Below are 15,135 nucleotides of genomic sequence, written 5' to 3' on the forward strand. Positions count from 1 at the left end.
TTGTCACGTTTCTATATGGCTCCCATATACTGGGCATAAGGAAATTTGTATAGGGGGCCTTCATGTGAGCAAATTTAATCCATCTAAGCTGTCGGTAAAATATTTGCCTCCTGCGACGGAATTCAGACCCGTAGACAGCAGGAAATATACACTTACACACTCAGATGCAACCGGGGAGTTATTTTTGGCAATAGGCGGATGCTATGATTTTAGTGCCATTAATCCTAAATTCCGTGATGAAGTTTTTGCTGAATGGATACCGCAAATGGGGCAGTATGTTCTGAGTGGGAGGGTGTATATCAGCAGCGGGGAATTTGATCATCAATACTCAAAAATAAGGTTTCTCATTTTCCAGAAAGAATTAGATCTGGCGCTGACAGCCATGGTCTATGGTGACCGGTCATTTTATTCCAACTATCCATGGCTGCTTGATTCGCCAATCTTTATATACTTTGAATCTGTTTATCCGGAATTCAGCAAGCTGATTTATTACGGGACACCCAGAAAGTATTTAACTGCCGCACTGATGCCAGTGTGAAAAGTATTTAGGAAACGTATGTTCTTGTGGCGCTCAAAATGCATTTATTAATGTAAAAGACACTGTACTAAATATCAAAACAATGGAGCGATCGAAATGAAAAAGGAACCAGAGAAAACATTTGAATTAAGTTATGAATCAGATGGGAAAATGGGTGAAAAAGAAAATAAAAATGGAAAGGAAAATAAAGATCAGGCAGAAATATTCTTTAATAGTACACAGGATAGTGAATAAGTTTAGATAAAGGTTGCACGTAAAAATATTATGTAAACTAGATAGGTTAAATATAAAATATAAGAGGGGTTTATAAATCTTCAAAAATATCCCTTAAATAATAAGGACTAAACTAATATCAGCTGGAGCATACGAACATAAAACCAGGAATTTAGTGAAAATGAATCTGGCTGTAAATAAATTCAGCTGAAAATTCATTTCAAAATTCTATAAATGCAAATTAAACAAACAGAATTAATTTGATGAAAAATTTAATACTGTCTCACTATCTTAAGTATACTTTGATAATGAGACAGTATTTTTATTTCATTTCATTACTTCCTATAATATATATTATGTTCGGGGCGTTTTAAGAAAATATAAGAATAAAGCAGCATCTGCTACTCTACCCTGTTCTTATAGCTGCTGTTTTTTATTTTCTCCAGATTGATAAAACGTACACTGTATTCAATAACATCATTAATAAAGAGTCCATGGTTGTTAGCGAAATCTTTAACTTTTTCTAATAAGACCTTATCGTAGGTTGTCTTGTATTGAACTCGATCCTTCGGCCGAGTTTTTTTATCATATGAAATAAAATCCTGATTCAAGACTTCCTGAAGTCCGTTTTCAAGCAAATAGTTAATATGAGTGTCATGGTCTGCTGATAGAGTTTCTAATTGATTCAGTATAGTTTTACTGATATTTGTCCGGAATTTTACTCTTGACTCATCAGTTTTTTGAATTAACTTGCCATTTACTAATTCCCACATTATTAAGCCCGCCTCCTGTTAAATGGCTACTTTTTATTTAAAGTCGAATGTATCAGCATATTTGCCTTCTTTTGTGATTCCAAGTGCTCAACAGCATCATTATATAGAATATTTGCAAGCAAAGGAAGATAGGTTTTTCCTTTTACCCATACTCGATATATGAGGTTTCCCGAGCTGCTCACCTCAATAGTTATTTCGCTTCTTAATTTCCAATTTTGAAAAACAGTTAGTAAGCCTTTGGCAAATGTTTGGCTAGCTGTTGTAATATTCATCACATACCCTTTTTTCTGCACCCAGCCATCTCCATCTATTACGCCTCTTATAAAAGAAGGCATATATTCTTCTGGAACTTTGGGAAATGGAACAATCAATGATTTATTTGATGTAATACCTAACGCTAACAAATCATTTTTTATTTTTTTTGAATTAATGACTAATGTCGGAGTTGCTTTATTTTTTCCTGCAGGTGCCAGGATATAGTCTGCTTCCATATACTTTGCGGCTAATCTTAATGTATCTTCATTTTTTTGAGTTAGAGTTATTGTGTTTATAGTTTTATTTATACACCCGTCTGTAATTATTAATCCCAGGACCCAAGCCATTTCATGAGACCATGTCTTAAAGAAACCCTCGTTAACCCTATTCTTTCTGGGCTGTCCAGATGAACGGCTTCGATTCATTTCTATGTTTATATAGTACATTGCGAATGGCTCTGTCGCTTAAACCTATGATTTTTGTCATTTCCTTAAAACTCATTCCGCTTTTGTACATATTTATGATCTGTTCATCATCAATATCAGGATTTCGAATTTTAAACCCCTCCTTATTATCTCCCATTATAACAAACATATGTTCTTGTTGGTTAAAAAAAATAAAAAACGCCCACAAAATTGTGGGCATTTCCATCTATTGCTTCTTCTTCTCAAAACCAAGCTCATCTGCCATTTCAGTGAGTGCTGACAGGTTTTGGTTCTTAAAAGCATTGTTCATATTTGATTTGCTCATGATTTGCTGCATAGGATGCATATTGGCGTTGTGGTTTCGGTTTCGTGTAAAAGCTACCGCTGCTGTGCTCAGCACTACACTGATCAGCGATCCCCACAGCCATCCCCAGTTGCTCTTTCTTTTTACGCCAAACATATTCATCATTGGCCTGCGCATATTCCCCATATTATTGAAAAGCGCTGAAATCCAGTTATTCAACTGCAAGCACTCCCTTATTTATAACCGATTTTGAAAGAGACGTTTCCTCTTCCAGTTCTTAATTTTCACTTAGTGGAATGCAAATATGCTGGCAATTTTTTTGATGGTCCACTCAGCTCCAGTTAAATAAATACTTCTTGAATACCCAGCAAAAATCAGCAGACTAATCACATATAAAAGTTGAAAAAAGCCAAAATACACGTGTGAATTATTATTACAGAAAGAAGGTAAGACAATGACAGTTGGTACTCAAGTAAAACAAGCCATCGCAGGGTTAAAAAGCGCTCAGGCAAGCCTTGAAACCTTTGCTCTTGCAACCGATAATCAAAATGCTAAGCAGCTGTACCAAAGCGCTGCCCAGCAGACGCAATCCATCATTGATAGCCTTGAACCAAGGCTTCAGGAGATTCAGAAAGAAGAACCTCAATATAATCAATAAAGCAAATGGCTGGCTTTTGCCAGCCGCCTTTATATAAAAACTCTTATGAATGGTGTGATTTTCCCGATGACCATTGCTTCTGATGTCAGTCAATGTCTTGCAGCAATACGTTCTATTGAAGCGCAATTATCCAGCCTTGCATTAACTTCAATGGACGAAGAAGCTAAACGTCTTTTTCATGAATCTATGCTGGAGATAAGCACAATAAAAAATGATCTGGAAAACAGAAAAAAGGTTATTGAGTTAGAGGAGCCTCAATATAAACCAAATTAATCAAATATGGAGATGAAATTATGCCAGAGTGGCTGCTGATTGGTGCTCGTTCTATATTGTTCGTAGGTGTTCTATTCGTTATTACTAAACTGATTGGGAAAAAACAAATTTCTGAGCTTTCATTTTTTGAATATGTATCAGGCATTACCATCGGGAGTATAGCCGGTGAGATTATTATGGGATTAGATAACCACTGGGCCAGCGGAATACTATCCATTATGATTTTTGGTCTTGTAACATTATTTGCTGATATGCTCGCTCTGAAAAGCAAAAGCTTCCGTGATTTTTTTGAAGGAAAAGGAACAATATTTATTAAAGATGGGAAAATATTAGAAGACAACTTAAAAAAGGAACGATACTCCATAGATGACTTATCCTCTTTGCTCCGACAAAAAAATGTCTTTAAGGCAGCCGATGTGGAGTTCGCAGTTCTGGAGCCTCGCGGCGACCTTAGCATCATGCTGAAGAAGGAAAACCAGCCGCTCACTCCAAAAGATCTTCAATTGAACTTGCCTCAGGAAAAAGAACCGCAAACGGTTATTATGGATGGTAATATTCTAAACGATCCATTGGCCGGATCAGGAAAAAACAAAAAATGGCTGAAAGCTGAGATAGAGAAATTAGGCCTCACTCAGGAAAATATTTTTTTAGGACAAATTGATTCTTTTGGTGACTTAACAGTGGATATATATGATGATTCAATTAAGGTTCCTGCACCCCAACAGCGCCCTCTGCTTCTGGCCATGATTAAGAAGTGTGCAGCGGACCTGGAGATATTTTCATTGCAGACTGATTCAAAAAGTGCACAGAAAATGTATGAAAAAAATACTGAAAAGCTGAATCAAATTATTCAGAAACTGGCTCCGTACCTAAAGTAATCCATCGCCTTCCCTCCTTCGTTCTTCTAACCATCAAAAAACAAACACCAGACATTTGGTGTTTGTTTTTAACAGGTTCCTTTTCCTTCGTTCTTCCATACTGCCTTTTGCATAATTAGAGCTGCAATCGCTATTATTGCAACGAAAAGTAAGCTTACGAAAAAACCAAACCTAATTGATTTTTCAAGTAATGTTCCGCTGACCGCAGCAAGGATCAGGATCAGTCCAAAAATGGCAAGGAGCTTGCCAAATATTTTATTCTCTAAAATCCGCAGCGCCGAAATAATGATGAAAGACCAATTAAATAAAATCATGATCCCTGCAGCAGTGGTAATGTATTCATAGATTTTTCCCGGCAAAAGCAGCGCAGTTATAATGGACGCTATTAAACCCGCTGTAGCAAGTGCCAGCGATGGCAGCGGCAGGTCCTTCCACTTTTTTATCTTTTTTGAAAAAAGATTTGGTGCATCGCCATCATTTGCTAGGGTAACCAGCAATGATGTTACTCCAAACAGTGAAGCTGTCATGGTAGAGAAGCCGGCAATGATGATGGCTGCATTAAAAACGTGCGGGAAAAAGTCCAGGTTATAATGTTCCATGGCAGTCACAAACGGACTTTCTTTTTCATTAAATTCCCCATGTGAAGCCATGTATACGGCTAAGCCAAGTGAAATGACATAAATGATGACCAGCACGATCAGCATGATAATGCCGGCTTTGGGAGCATCTTCTTTCTTTTTCAACCTGGTAGCCATCAGCCCGATGACTTCAATTCCTCCGTATGCATAGAAAGCATAAATTAAAGATGACCAAAATCCTTTAAAGCCCTCAGGAAACCAGTCCCCTGCAGAACCTGGGAATCCCGGATGATTAACATCTCCGTCCATTACACCGGTTAAAGCTGCAAAAGCCAGGATGATGAACATGATGATGGCTGCAGTCTTAATAACTGCAAAGAGGTTTTCTGCCTTATCAAAGCCTTTGCTTCCTGTTAGGACGACAATAATCGAAAGAATAGCATAGCACGCTGCAAAAATCCAAAGCGGGACATGCGGCAGCCAAAATCTTGTTAAGATGGATAGAGCGGTTAACTGGCTCCCCATAATTAATATATTTGAGCACCAGTAATTCCAGCCGCAGCTAAATCCTGCCCACTTCCCATACGCTTTATTGGCATAATAGCAGAAAGATCCTTCCTGCGGGTCTTCTGCTGTCATTTTAGCTAAAAGATTATAGACTATATAAGTTCCGATAGCCGCTAATATAAATGAAAATACAATGGCTGGTCCTGTAATCTTGATTCCAATGGCAGACCCAAGAAAAAATCCGGTCCCGATGGTGCAGCCCACACCAATCAGTGATAATTGCCACCATTTTAAATCACCTGATTCACTACCTTTCGAGGAATTGCCGCTTGGAAGAAAAAAATCCATGATGTACCTCCCTCATTGCGTCGCATACTGGCAGAAAAATAAGCCGATTCAGCTGCTGATCGGCTTCCGTTTCGATGCCACATGGAAAATTGCCAAAAAACCTTATTTCTTTTTCTCGGAACTGTCGCTCTTTAATCCTGTTACAGTTCTGAACAGTTGAGTGTGCATGCTTCCCTGGACGATATCCTCAAGGAAAAATTGCTCGATCAGTTTTTTGTATTCCTCATCTTCGAACATCTTTTTGTTTTGCAGCTCCATCTCTGCCAGACCCTCATATGTGGAAAGAAAAGCATATGTATGATCATCGCCTGATATGGGTGATAATAATTCGACTTTATGCTGGTAATTTTCGTTACGGTAATTTTGTATCATTCTGAGATTTTTCAGAGCTTCAACAAAGTTATCCTGTTTTAATTGAAAAGACTGATAAACAAAAACTGACATGATAATCCCCTTCCCAAGAGTTTAAGAGCGTTTTAGTTGAATTCAATGCTATTTTACAGATTTAAATTCCAGGTAGCTTAATGAAATATATTGGAGTGGCACTTCCTGGAGGAGTTCAGTTTGATTTCCTTCCTGTATAGTTTGTTATGTTTGTCAGAAAATATTCTTTGCTGTTTTTCTTTAGGAGGAGTGCTAAGAATATCGAAGGGGCAAATGTCCCGTGAAAAATTATTAGGAGGCTGATTATATGCATACAGTTCAACATGGTATACAGCAGGAACAGCAGAATATCCAAATGCTTGAACAGATTCTGCAACGTGAGAAGCAGGCTGCTCAATTAATTGAACAAAGTCTGCATAGTCACGAGCTGGCAATTCAGCGATGCCAGGAAGTTGTAAATATCTGCAATCAAATGCAAGGGCAGCTCACCGGGCCTGAAATGACCACTCTCCAGCAGCCTTTTAATAATCAGTTTCAGACTGGATCCCTATATAATTATGCAGGCACTTTTCGCCAGCAATAAATGAAAAAACAGCCCGATTAATTCGGGCTGTTACAACTTTACACCATAACTTTGCAGATATCATTCGTAAATTCCACAGGGTCGCTGATTGGCAGGCCTTCAATCAGCAAAGCCTGATTATATAGGAGGTTTGTATAGAGACTTAACTTTTCCTTATCATTTTCCATAGCATTTTTTAAGGCCTGGAACACTTCATGGCTTGAATTGATTTCCAGTACCTTGTTCGCTTTTACATTTTGATTGTCAGGCATGCTGCTGAGGACCTTTTCCATTTCAATGGTGACTTCCCCATCTGCACTAAGGCAAACCGGATAGCTTTTAAGTCTTTTGGAAATCCGGACATCTGTCACTTTTCCTGATAAAATCTCCTTCATGGTGCTGAACAATTCCTTATGTTCTTTTTCTTCTGATTCGGATATCTTTTCTTCCTCATTCTCTATGCCGAGATCGCCGCTTGAGACTGACTTAAATTCCTTCTCTTTATAGGACATCAGCATTTTAATGGCGAACTCATCAATATCCTCTGTAAAGTACAGAATTTCATAACCCTTATCCGCCACCAGTTCGGCTTGTGGAAGCTTTTCGATTCTTTCGTATGACTCACCAGCAGCATAATAAATATATTTCTGGTCTTCCTTCATTCGGGATACATATTCATCAAGTGATACCAATTTCTTCTCTTGTGAAGAATAGAACATCAATAAATGCTGGAGTGTTTCTTTATGGGTTCCGAAATCACTGTAAACACCGTATTTTAATTGTCTTCCAAATGACTTGTAAAATTTTTCATATTTTTCCCGCTCATTTTTCATGAGACTTTGGAGCTCATTTTTAATTTTTTTGCTGATGTTTTTCGCAATAAGCTTCAGCTGGCGATCATGCTGGAGCATTTCCCTTGAGATGTTAAGGGATAAATCTTCAGAGTCCACCATCCCTTTGACAAAACTGAAATAATCAGGCAAAAGGTCTCCACACTTATTCATGATTAAAACGCCATTCGAATAAAGCTCCAGGCCTTTTTCGTATTCCTTTGAGTAATAATCAAATGGAATATTTTCAGGTATATATAAAATCGCATTATAGCGGATTGTTCCATCCACATTAATATGGATATGCTTTACCGGCTTGTCAAAGCCATAATGCTTTTCCTGATAGAATTTTTCGTAATCCTCGTCTGACAGTTCACTTTTATTTTTCCGCCAGATTGGGACCATGCTATTAATGGTCTGCTCTTCAATATTTTCCTCATACTCGTTTTCGGCATCACTTTTAGGCTTACTTACCTTAACATCCATTTTAATAGGATAGCGGATGAAATCAGAGTATTTTTTTATGATCGACTTTAAACGGTACTCCTCGAGGTATTCATCATAGCTTTCATCTTCCGTGTTTTCTTTAATTTTTAATATAATTTCAGTACCGACCGCGTCTTTTTCAAATGGTGCAATCGTATAACCATCAGCACCATGGGATTCCCATTTGTATGCTAGATCACTGCCAAGTGCTTTACTGATCACTGTTACAACATCTGCGACCATGAAAGCAGCATAAAACCCTACTCCGAATTGGCCAATAATATCATGCCCATCTTTAATCTCATTTTCTTTCTTAAATGCGAGAGATCCGCTTTTGGCGATGACACCCAGGTTGTTTTCCAGTTCTTCTTTAGTCATGCCAATGCCGGTATCTTTGATTGTTAATGTCCTGTTCTCTTTATCAGGAACGACTTTTATGTAGTAACTGTCTTTGTCAAACGTTAAAGAATCGTCTGTAAGTGCTTTGTAGTAGATCTTATCGATGGCATCACTGCTGTTGGAAATAAGCTCCCTCAGGAACACCTCTCTTTGAGAGTAAATGGAGTTAATCATCATTTCCAATAATCTCTTGGATTCTGCCTGAAACTGTTTTGTTTCCATGTTAGTCTCTCCCCTTACCATTCTTTATTGCATTAGCACTTAAACCTTAAGAGTGCTAAACAATATTTAAATATCATATTAGCTAACTTGTGTCAATTAGCTTGAACCTACTTTCTTTCTAAATGATTTCTTCCGCACATTCAACAAGATTGCGTATTGTCTCTTTTAATTGCCTCGACAGCTGTTCTGCAGTCCATTTCGCACTCTGATTGTCCAAATCTGATTGTATTAACAGCATCATCCAAACTGAAAAAACAGCTGAAAATAAGTAATATTCCTGTTTGAATTTTACTCTGTCAGGAACAGAGATTTGGGTTTCTTCGCAATAACAGTCCAGAATCTTATTTCGTAAAGTATGGTCATCAGGCTTAGGGAAATCCGGATGTGACATATCGATTAAATGAAATAAATCCCAATTAGGTATGTTTAAGTGGCAATGTTCCCAGTCCAGAACCACCGTCTTACCGCTCGCATACCCAAAATTCCCCTGGTGCAAATCCCCATGGCAAAGAACCTTCGCAGCGGAAAAGGATTTAGAGGTACATGCGCTGAAAAGGATGCTTTCTAATCGTTCAGAAATGTTATGTAACCTGAAAATAGTAAAAACCTTCTCTTTGTTCTGCAGAATATGGTTTGCCATTTCCTCAATAGCCGGTTTAGGACCATTCAGCTCTGTATTGGAAAACCGCTCAGCGGGCAAAAAGTGCCATTTGGCCATTAGAGCAGTTAGTTCCAGTGCAATAGTAGAATCAAAAGTATGAGTGATGTTGCCAAGATCCTCTAAAATAATCCAATTATTGCTTAGTTTATTTTGAACGGAGGACGAAAGGATTTTTGGATACTTTAGCGGGAGTTCTGCCAGTATATTTTCGAAAATCCACACTTCTTTTCCCAGCTGAGTATTGTTTGTCAGAGGTTTGAAAATATAGCTTTTGGTCTCATCAATAAAAAAGCGCTCGACAAACCGGCCGTTCGAGCCCTGATATAAATTCTCTCTTCTTAAAATGTAACGGTCATTTAGTGTCCCGTTTGCAGTCACAATATTAGTAAACAAGCTTTCGTTCCCCCTTATAGGAATCCTGCCTAACAATATATATAAACCGGCTTTTAAAAATAATACTTCTTTACACAAAAAAAGTACCCTCAGAGAGGATACTATTTACAGCAAACTGAATTCGTAGCCTTTTCCCCTAATCTCAGCAATTAACTCAGGCAGGGCTTCTACAGTCTGGCTTAATTCATGCAAAAGAATGATTGCTCCGTCTTCCAGGTTCTCTAGAACATTTGTGATAATTTGTTCAGGGTCTTTTTTGAGCTCCCAGTCCATGGACGAGATTCTCCACAATATGGTGGAGAGCCCGAGCTCTTTGGCTGCAGCAATGGTATGTTCATTATACTGTCCAAATGGGGGCCTGAATAGCTTCACATCTTGGCCCGTGATGGATTCAATCTTTAATTTGCTTCTCCTTAGATCCTGGATTTGTTCATTTGGAGTTAATTTTACATAATTGGAATGCTTTGAAGAGTGGGTTCCTAACTGATGGCCTTCTTCAAGAACTCTTTTCCACGGACGCCCGGGGTATAAAAGCCTTGATTGCCAGAAGAAAACAGCTGGAACCTTTTCTTTCTTCAATATATCCAATAGTTCCGGAAGAACTCTTGCCGGCCCATCGTCAAAAGTCAGCGTTACTGTTTTCTTCGATGGATGACCGGCATTAAATAACTTGATGTCAGGGTCGTTCGAAACGTACACGACGTTCGAGCTATCCACAACTCATGGACAATTGGCCATTCTTCTTCCTCCTGTTCTTAAGTTGATCGGATATATGATTTTTCGCTATAACTTTCTGCATCATATGTAAATACATACATATCATCTGTGAACTGTTCCGGTTTTCCATCAAAAACAACTTCCCCATCTTTTAAAGCAATAATCCGGGTTGCATAGCGTTTAGCCAATTGAACATCATGGACATTAATTATGGTTTGCAGACCATGCCGGTTATGCATCTCCTGCAGCAGGCTGAAGATTCGGTCTGAAGTTCCAGGATCCAGGCTGGCAACAGGCTCGTCTCCCAGCAGGAACCTTGGCTTTTGAAGGAGAGCCCTTGCAATGCCGACTCTCTGTTTCTGCCCTCCGCTAAGATGTTCAACCCTGCGGTCGGCAAAGTCGGTTAAGCCCACCTCTGAAATGACTTGTTTAGCCTGAGCCTTTTCTTCCTCTGTAAACCAGCCAATGAGGTTTTTAAAACTGCTCCTGTAGCCGAACATGCCTGTCAGAACATTTTGCAGGACAGTCAATCGCGGAACTAAATTAAAATGCTGAAAGATCATGCCCATCTCCCTGCGGATTCTCCGAAGCTTTTCATCATTAAGTGCAGAAAAGGATTGGCCATCCCAGATGATTTCCCCTGATGAAGGGGTCTGCAGGCCATTTAGACAGCGGATCAGCGTGGATTTTCCGGCACCGCTTTTACCTAGCACGCAAACAAAGTCTCCAGGGTGTATCGTCAGATTTATTGAATTAAGCGCATGATGCTTCATGCCGGGATAACGGACAGTTATATTTCGAATCTCAAGCATTTCCGGCCTCCTTTATATCACTCGGTTCCTGACATAGCTTCCAAAAAGGTCCACTAGAATAACGATAATCATAATCACTAGGACATCGAGCGAAACTGAATTGTATTGGAAGGTTTTAAAATCATTAAAAAGTCTTTGGCCAATTCCTCCCCCGCCAATGAAGCCTAAGATAAGGGAAGTCCTTATGGCAACCTCAAACCGGTAGAAGTAATTTGACAATACATTTGGCCATATTTGAGGCAGGATGCTGAATAGAGAAGCAAACCAGCTCTTTGCCCCAACAGCTTTCATAGCCTCCTGCGGACCTGGATCGGATGCTTCAACGAGTTCTGAGATCAATTTTCCCAGAACCCCAATGTTATGAAACATAATGGCCAGGACAGCCGGAAAAGGACCTAGCCCAAGAGCCGTCAAAAGAATCAAACCAAAAACAATTTCAGGGATGGAACGGACAAAGCTGAGGCCTACTCTGGTTATATGGTAGACAAATTTTGAGCCGGATGTGTTTTTGGCGGCCATAAAGCTTAAGGGAAGCCCGATAATAAGCCCGAAGAAGCTTCCCAGAAAAGCCATCGCCAATGTTTCCAGACTGTCTTCGAGTATCCTTGGAAGGAGTGAAAAATCCATTGGGAACCAATGGGACAGGAAATCAATCATGTTGCGGAAGTCTTTGAATTTCGATAAGTCGAATTCTGTCAGCTTCATGCTTAGAAAAATAAATAAAGCCAACACGGTATATGTTAATATGCTGCGTTTTTTAAACCACAATCTTATCAGCCCTATTCTTTAATAAGTCCCTCTTTTAGGGCAGCCTGACGGATGCTTTCATAATCTTCGTTGCTTGCTTCAGTAAATCCGCTTGCACCGAATGCATCCAGAATTTCGGGATCTTCAATTGCCAGAAATGCTTCCTTCAATGCTTTAATTGTTTCTTCATCGGTGTTTTCATGTACAGCCCAAGGGTACTGGAAAAGCTTTTCTGATTTCCAGATCGTTTTAATCTGCTCTCCATCTACTTTTCCTGAATCTACTAATTGATTGTAAATGGCACTGTCGATCGCACCGGCATCCACCTGTTTATTTTGAACTGCCAATGCAGTAGCATCATGTGAGCCCGTGAATCGGACGGATTTAAAGCTGTGGTCATCCTCGGATTTATATACTTCGCGGTCCTTCAATTCAATGGATGGGATAAGAGATCCTGAAGTTGAATTGATATCACCGAAGGCAAAGTCAGCTTCACTGCTGTTTTTCAGTAAATCTTCTAGTGAATTCCATGGATTGTCTTTGTGGGTGATGATATATGAATAATAGAATGGCTCTCCATCAATCAGCTGTGTAATGATGGCTTTTGCGCCGCTCTTCTCATGGGCAACAACATATGTTAACGGGCCGAAATAGGCCATATCAATTTTATCGTAGTTCATGGCTTCCACTACCCCGTTATAATCCGGATAAACTTCGACAGCTACCTCCCGATCGAGTTTTTCAGATAAGGTTGACTGCAATTTTTCCATGGCAGCTTCCATGGATCCCTCTGTTTGAACAGGGATGACCCCAATGGTGAACGTTTCTTTCGACTTTTCTTTTCCATTCTCGTCTGTATTTTTTGAGTCTGAGTCGTTTCCGCTGCATGCAGACAGAAGCATCAGTGAAAAGATGGTCAGGAGCATTAAGAATTTTTTCATTTTTGCACTTCCTTGTTTATGTTTTGTAGTAAAGGTAAAAAAGGACTCTTTTCGAGTCCTTTTTTAGATAACAGTAATCCTTCCGGGATTCTGATCTGTGACTGTCCCGATGATGGAAGCCCATTCTACCCCTTTTTCCTTTAGGTCATTTAGGAGGGGTTCAGCTTCTGATTCAGGAACGGTTATTAAAAGTCCTCCTGATGTTATAGCATCACAAAGAATCACTTGGTCTACGTCATCAATATTTTCATATTGAATCCGGCCGGACAGCCATTTATGATTCTTTTTAGAGCCGCCGGGAATAATGTTCTGCTCGGCAAGCTCCCTGGTTTTTGGAAGAACAGGCACGGCTGTGCTTTCAATGGTTATTCCTGTGCCGCTTCCTTCTGCGATCTCCATGGCATGGCCCAGAAGGCCAAAACCAGTAATGTCTGTGCAGGCATTAACCTGGTAGTTATCCATTGCTTCAGCTGCTTCTTTATTCAAAGCAGCCATAACTTCCATCACACGGTCAATGCCTTCCTGATCCAGCATATCCCTTTTAATTGCTTGAGTAAGAATGCCAACGCCAATCGGCTTGGTTAAGATCAATTTGTCGCCTGGCTTGGCTCCAGCATTTGTTCTTACCCGCTCAGGGTGTACGGTTCCAGTCACAGATAAGCCGAATTTTGGCTCCTGGTCGTCAATGGAGTGCCCACCAACTAACACAGCACCGGATTCTTTCACTTTATCGGATGCACCAGCCAGAATGTCTGCAAGTATGCTTTTATCCAGTTTGCTGATAGGGAAACCTACAATATTCATGACGGTTATAGGCTTGCCGCCCATTGCGTAAATATCACTCAGCGAATTGGCTGCGGCGATTTGGCCGAACATATATGGATCATCAACGATAGGAGTAAAGAAATCCAGTGTCTGCACAAGGGCAGTTTCATCATTTATTTTATATACGCCTGCATCATCCGATGTATCCAATCCTACGAGGAGGTTCGGGTCAGGTACAGACTTAGGCAAATGACGCAGAACCTGCGCCAGGTCTTCAGGACCAATTTTGCATCCTCAGCCGCCTTTTGTTGATAAAGAAGTTAATTTTACGATTTCTTCTCTCGACATATTTCTCTCTCCTTACTTATTCAATGTTTACTTGGGGATTTTTCTAAGATGGTTTCATAAATTTTTTGAAGTGCCTTGGCTTCATATTCCGAAGAATGACTGCCCTCAACGTAGAGTTTGGCAGCATGCCCCAATTTAATCCTCAATTCGTTATTATTCACTAGTTTGTCTGCATAATCAAGAAATTCGACCGGATTAGTGTAGATTAAACCGGTTTCCTGATGTGAAATGATATTCCTGTTGCCCAGGTTATTGGCTGCAAGAACTGGAAGGCTATACTCCATTGCTTCTAAAATGGCAGCAGGCTGGCCTTCAGAATGGGATGTGTTCAATACGGCATCCGCTTGCCTGTACAGCTCTCCCATATGGTGATACGGGATCTGGCCAAGATATTGAACCCATTCTTTATTTTTTTCAGTGAGGGTCTTTACGCTATTTCCCTCTTCTTCTTCAATAACAGGGCCCGCCAGCCAAAGACGGATGCGGGGATTCTTTTCATATAATACTTTAAGTTTTTCTATGGCAAAAGGAATATTCTTCACCTTGCGGATTCCTGCCGGCAGCAAAAATAAAAAAGTGCCGTGTTCTTTTTTATAGTCGGCACAAGCTCTAGAAAATATTACAGTGCCCTGATGGATAACGCTGATTTTATCCTTTGCTTCAGGAATTTCACCTGCCAGTACAAGCTTAGCTTCTTCATCAAATACATGTATAGCTTCGGCATTGATAATGGTTTGAATGACTTCGGTTTTCTTCACCGGATCATTAAGGTCGATATTCAAATCAGTGCCGGTCATCGTTACGACGTATCTTTCAGGAATTTCACCAAGCTTCTTAATAAATTGACCAAACCGATAAGCATTAAAGCCATGCACAATATCGGCTTTGGGCAGGCTGGTTAATTTGCAGCGGTCTGTGATATTGATTATTTCAGTCTCAATGCCCAGCTTATTGAGGCTATCAGAAATACGCTGAACGGTAACTGTATTTCCTCTTGCCTGATGAAAATTCGGGCTTGCCAGAAGTACTTTCATCCTGTCATCCTTCACAATTGTATTTGCTCTATCTTCGTTTTAATTAAAGTTTGCATCAATTATTGCAGGAATATTTCATCCTGT

General features: G+C 39.8%; 20 protein-coding genes. 6 read left to right on the forward strand and 14 right to left on the reverse strand.

Going from position 1 to position 15,135, the window contains the following annotated elements; translation table 11 throughout:
- The first annotated feature begins 64 nt into the window (after positions 1–64).
- Positions 65–538: a staygreen family protein gene (locus tag CE058_RS21640; RefSeq protein ID WP_048010072.1), complete on the forward strand. Its 474-nt coding sequence runs from the start codon at positions 65–67 to the stop codon at positions 536–538.
- 96 nt (positions 539–634) lie between these two features.
- Entirely contained in the window at positions 635–772 is a 138-nt protein-coding gene (locus CE058_RS24870; protein ID WP_197087684.1) for a hypothetical protein, read from the forward strand.
- A gap of 380 nt (positions 773–1,152) precedes the next feature.
- Here CE058_RS24870 and CE058_RS21645 read toward each other — a convergent pair whose 3' ends face one another.
- The 4 genes from CE058_RS21645 to CE058_RS21660 form a co-directional block, all read right to left on the reverse strand.
- Positions 1,153–1,524 carry an rRNA methyltransferase gene (locus CE058_RS21645; protein ID WP_163145032.1) on the reverse strand — a complete coding sequence of 124 codons (372 nt, stop codon included), beginning with the start codon at positions 1,522–1,524 and terminating at the stop codon, positions 1,153–1,155.
- A 26-nt stretch (positions 1,525–1,550) separates the two neighbouring features.
- Positions 1,551–2,015 carry an LAGLIDADG family homing endonuclease gene (locus CE058_RS21650; RefSeq protein WP_163145033.1) on the reverse strand — a complete coding sequence of 155 codons (465 nt, stop codon included), beginning with the start codon at positions 2,013–2,015 and terminating at the stop codon, positions 1,551–1,553.
- A 148-nt stretch (positions 2,016–2,163) separates the two neighbouring features.
- A complete protein-coding gene (locus CE058_RS21655; protein WP_163145034.1) occupies positions 2,164–2,430 on the reverse strand; it encodes a hypothetical protein in 267 nt (88 codons plus the stop codon).
- Positions 2,431–2,727 (reverse strand): hypothetical protein, encoded by a 297-nt coding sequence (locus CE058_RS21660; protein WP_053071363.1) that lies wholly within the window; start codon positions 2,725–2,727, stop codon positions 2,431–2,433. It abuts the gene before it with no gap.
- A gap of 235 nt (positions 2,728–2,962) precedes the next feature.
- On the opposite strand from CE058_RS21660, the gene CE058_RS21665 reads away from it, so the two are divergent.
- The 3 genes from CE058_RS21665 to CE058_RS21675 all read left to right on the forward strand — a co-directional run bounded on the left by CE058_RS21665 (position 2,963) and on the right by CE058_RS21675 (position 4,317).
- Complete coding sequence (locus CE058_RS21665; protein ID WP_048010071.1) at positions 2,963–3,166, forward strand: DUF1657 domain-containing protein; 204 nt, start codon at positions 2,963–2,965, stop codon at positions 3,164–3,166.
- Positions 3,167–3,232: 66 nt separating this feature from the next.
- Positions 3,233–3,439, forward strand: a complete 207-nt coding sequence (locus tag CE058_RS21670) for a DUF1657 domain-containing protein (protein WP_048010070.1) — start codon at positions 3,233–3,235, stop codon at positions 3,437–3,439.
- Positions 3,440–3,459: 20 nt separating this feature from the next.
- Positions 3,460–4,317, forward strand: coding sequence for a DUF421 domain-containing protein (locus CE058_RS21675; RefSeq protein WP_163145035.1), 858 nt, complete (start codon positions 3,460–3,462; stop codon positions 4,315–4,317).
- A gap of 68 nt (positions 4,318–4,385) precedes the next feature.
- Here the strand turns inward: CE058_RS21675 and CE058_RS21680 are convergent, their stop codons facing one another.
- The gene (locus tag CE058_RS21680; protein WP_048010068.1) at positions 4,386–5,750 is read right to left on the reverse strand and encodes an amino acid permease; all 1,365 of its coding nucleotides are present in this window, start codon (positions 5,748–5,750) and stop codon (positions 4,386–4,388) included.
- A gap of 102 nt (positions 5,751–5,852) precedes the next feature.
- Complete coding sequence (locus CE058_RS21685) at positions 5,853–6,194, reverse strand: hypothetical protein (RefSeq protein WP_048010067.1); 342 nt, start codon at positions 6,192–6,194, stop codon at positions 5,853–5,855.
- Positions 6,195–6,441: 247 nt separating this feature from the next.
- Between CE058_RS21685 and CE058_RS21690 the strand changes: the two genes are divergently transcribed.
- Entirely contained in the window at positions 6,442–6,717 is a 276-nt protein-coding gene (locus CE058_RS21690) for a hypothetical protein (RefSeq protein WP_457990086.1), read from the forward strand.
- A gap of 38 nt (positions 6,718–6,755) precedes the next feature.
- On the opposite strand, the gene htpG is transcribed toward CE058_RS21690, so the two are convergent.
- The 8 genes from htpG to CE058_RS21730 form a co-directional block, all read right to left on the reverse strand.
- The gene (gene htpG / locus CE058_RS21695; protein ID WP_163145036.1) at positions 6,756–8,633 is read right to left on the reverse strand and encodes a molecular chaperone HtpG; all 1,878 of its coding nucleotides are present in this window, start codon (positions 8,631–8,633) and stop codon (positions 6,756–6,758) included.
- 118 nt (positions 8,634–8,751) lie between these two features.
- Positions 8,752–9,687, reverse strand: coding sequence for a phosphotransferase family protein (locus CE058_RS21700; protein WP_163145037.1), 936 nt, complete (start codon positions 9,685–9,687; stop codon positions 8,752–8,754).
- A gap of 105 nt (positions 9,688–9,792) precedes the next feature.
- Positions 9,793–10,404 carry a polysaccharide deacetylase family protein gene (locus CE058_RS21705; RefSeq protein WP_082138989.1) on the reverse strand — a complete coding sequence of 204 codons (612 nt, stop codon included), beginning with the start codon at positions 10,402–10,404 and terminating at the stop codon, positions 9,793–9,795.
- A gap of 38 nt (positions 10,405–10,442) precedes the next feature.
- Positions 10,443–11,216 carry a phosphonate ABC transporter ATP-binding protein gene (phnC, locus tag CE058_RS21710; protein ID WP_163145038.1) on the reverse strand — a complete coding sequence of 258 codons (774 nt, stop codon included), beginning with the start codon at positions 11,214–11,216 and terminating at the stop codon, positions 10,443–10,445.
- 12 nt (positions 11,217–11,228) lie between these two features.
- The gene (gene phnE, locus CE058_RS21715) at positions 11,229–11,984 is read right to left on the reverse strand and encodes a phosphonate ABC transporter, permease protein PhnE (protein ID WP_163145039.1); all 756 of its coding nucleotides are present in this window, start codon (positions 11,982–11,984) and stop codon (positions 11,229–11,231) included.
- Between the two features lie 11 nt (positions 11,985–11,995).
- The gene (gene phnD, locus CE058_RS21720; protein ID WP_048010061.1) at positions 11,996–12,904 is read right to left on the reverse strand and encodes a phosphate/phosphite/phosphonate ABC transporter substrate-binding protein; all 909 of its coding nucleotides are present in this window, start codon (positions 12,902–12,904) and stop codon (positions 11,996–11,998) included.
- 63 nt (positions 12,905–12,967) lie between these two features.
- On the reverse strand, positions 12,968–14,017 hold the full coding sequence (selD, locus tag CE058_RS21725; protein WP_204260566.1) for a selenide, water dikinase SelD: 1,050 nt from the start codon (positions 14,015–14,017) through the stop codon (positions 12,968–12,970).
- A 20-nt stretch (positions 14,018–14,037) separates the two neighbouring features.
- Complete coding sequence (locus CE058_RS21730) at positions 14,038–15,051, reverse strand: glycosyltransferase (RefSeq protein ID WP_204260567.1); 1,014 nt, start codon at positions 15,049–15,051, stop codon at positions 14,038–14,040.
- Positions 15,052–15,135: the final 84 nt, after the last annotated feature.

This window comes from Bacillus sp. 22-7, assembly GCF_010628845.1.
Classification (GTDB): Bacteria; Bacillota; Bacilli; order Bacillales; family Cytobacillaceae; genus Cytobacillus; species Cytobacillus firmus_B.

What these genes read in the sequence shown, in the direction of transcription:
- CE058_RS21685 (WP_048010067.1), bottom strand. Translation starts at nt 6,194, where the DNA reads ATGTCAGTTTTTGTTTATCAGTCTTTTCAATTAAAACAGGATAACTTT.
- CE058_RS21690 (WP_457990086.1), top strand. Translation starts at nt 6,442, where the DNA reads ATGCATACAGTTCAACATGGTATACAGCAGGAACAGCAGAATATCCAA.
- CE058_RS21655 (WP_163145034.1), bottom strand. Translation starts at nt 2,430, where the DNA reads ATGGAAATGCCCACAATTTTGTGGGCGTTTTTTATTTTTTTTAACCAA.
- phnC (WP_163145038.1), bottom strand. Translation starts at nt 11,216, where the DNA reads ATGCTTGAGATTCGAAATATAACTGTCCGTTATCCCGGCATGAAGCAT.
- CE058_RS24870 (WP_197087684.1), top strand. Translation starts at nt 635, where the DNA reads ATGAAAAAGGAACCAGAGAAAACATTTGAATTAAGTTATGAATCAGAT.
- CE058_RS21730 (WP_204260567.1), bottom strand. Translation starts at nt 15,051, where the DNA reads ATGAAAGTACTTCTGGCAAGCCCGAATTTTCATCAGGCAAGAGGAAAT.
- phnD (WP_048010061.1), bottom strand. Translation starts at nt 12,904, where the DNA reads ATGAAAAAATTCTTAATGCTCCTGACCATCTTTTCACTGATGCTTCTG.
- CE058_RS21650 (WP_163145033.1), bottom strand. Translation starts at nt 2,015, where the DNA reads ATGGAAGCAGACTATATCCTGGCACCTGCAGGAAAAAATAAAGCAACT.
- CE058_RS21645 (WP_163145032.1), bottom strand. Translation starts at nt 1,524, where the DNA reads ATGTGGGAATTAGTAAATGGCAAGTTAATTCAAAAAACTGATGAGTCA.
- CE058_RS21680 (WP_048010068.1), bottom strand. Translation starts at nt 5,750, where the DNA reads ATGGATTTTTTTCTTCCAAGCGGCAATTCCTCGAAAGGTAGTGAATCA.
- htpG (WP_163145036.1), bottom strand. Translation starts at nt 8,633, where the DNA reads ATGGAAACAAAACAGTTTCAGGCAGAATCCAAGAGATTATTGGAAATG.
- CE058_RS21670 (WP_048010070.1), top strand. Translation starts at nt 3,233, where the DNA reads ATGACCATTGCTTCTGATGTCAGTCAATGTCTTGCAGCAATACGTTCT.
- CE058_RS21665 (WP_048010071.1), top strand. Translation starts at nt 2,963, where the DNA reads ATGACAGTTGGTACTCAAGTAAAACAAGCCATCGCAGGGTTAAAAAGC.
- CE058_RS21675 (WP_163145035.1), top strand. Translation starts at nt 3,460, where the DNA reads ATGCCAGAGTGGCTGCTGATTGGTGCTCGTTCTATATTGTTCGTAGGT.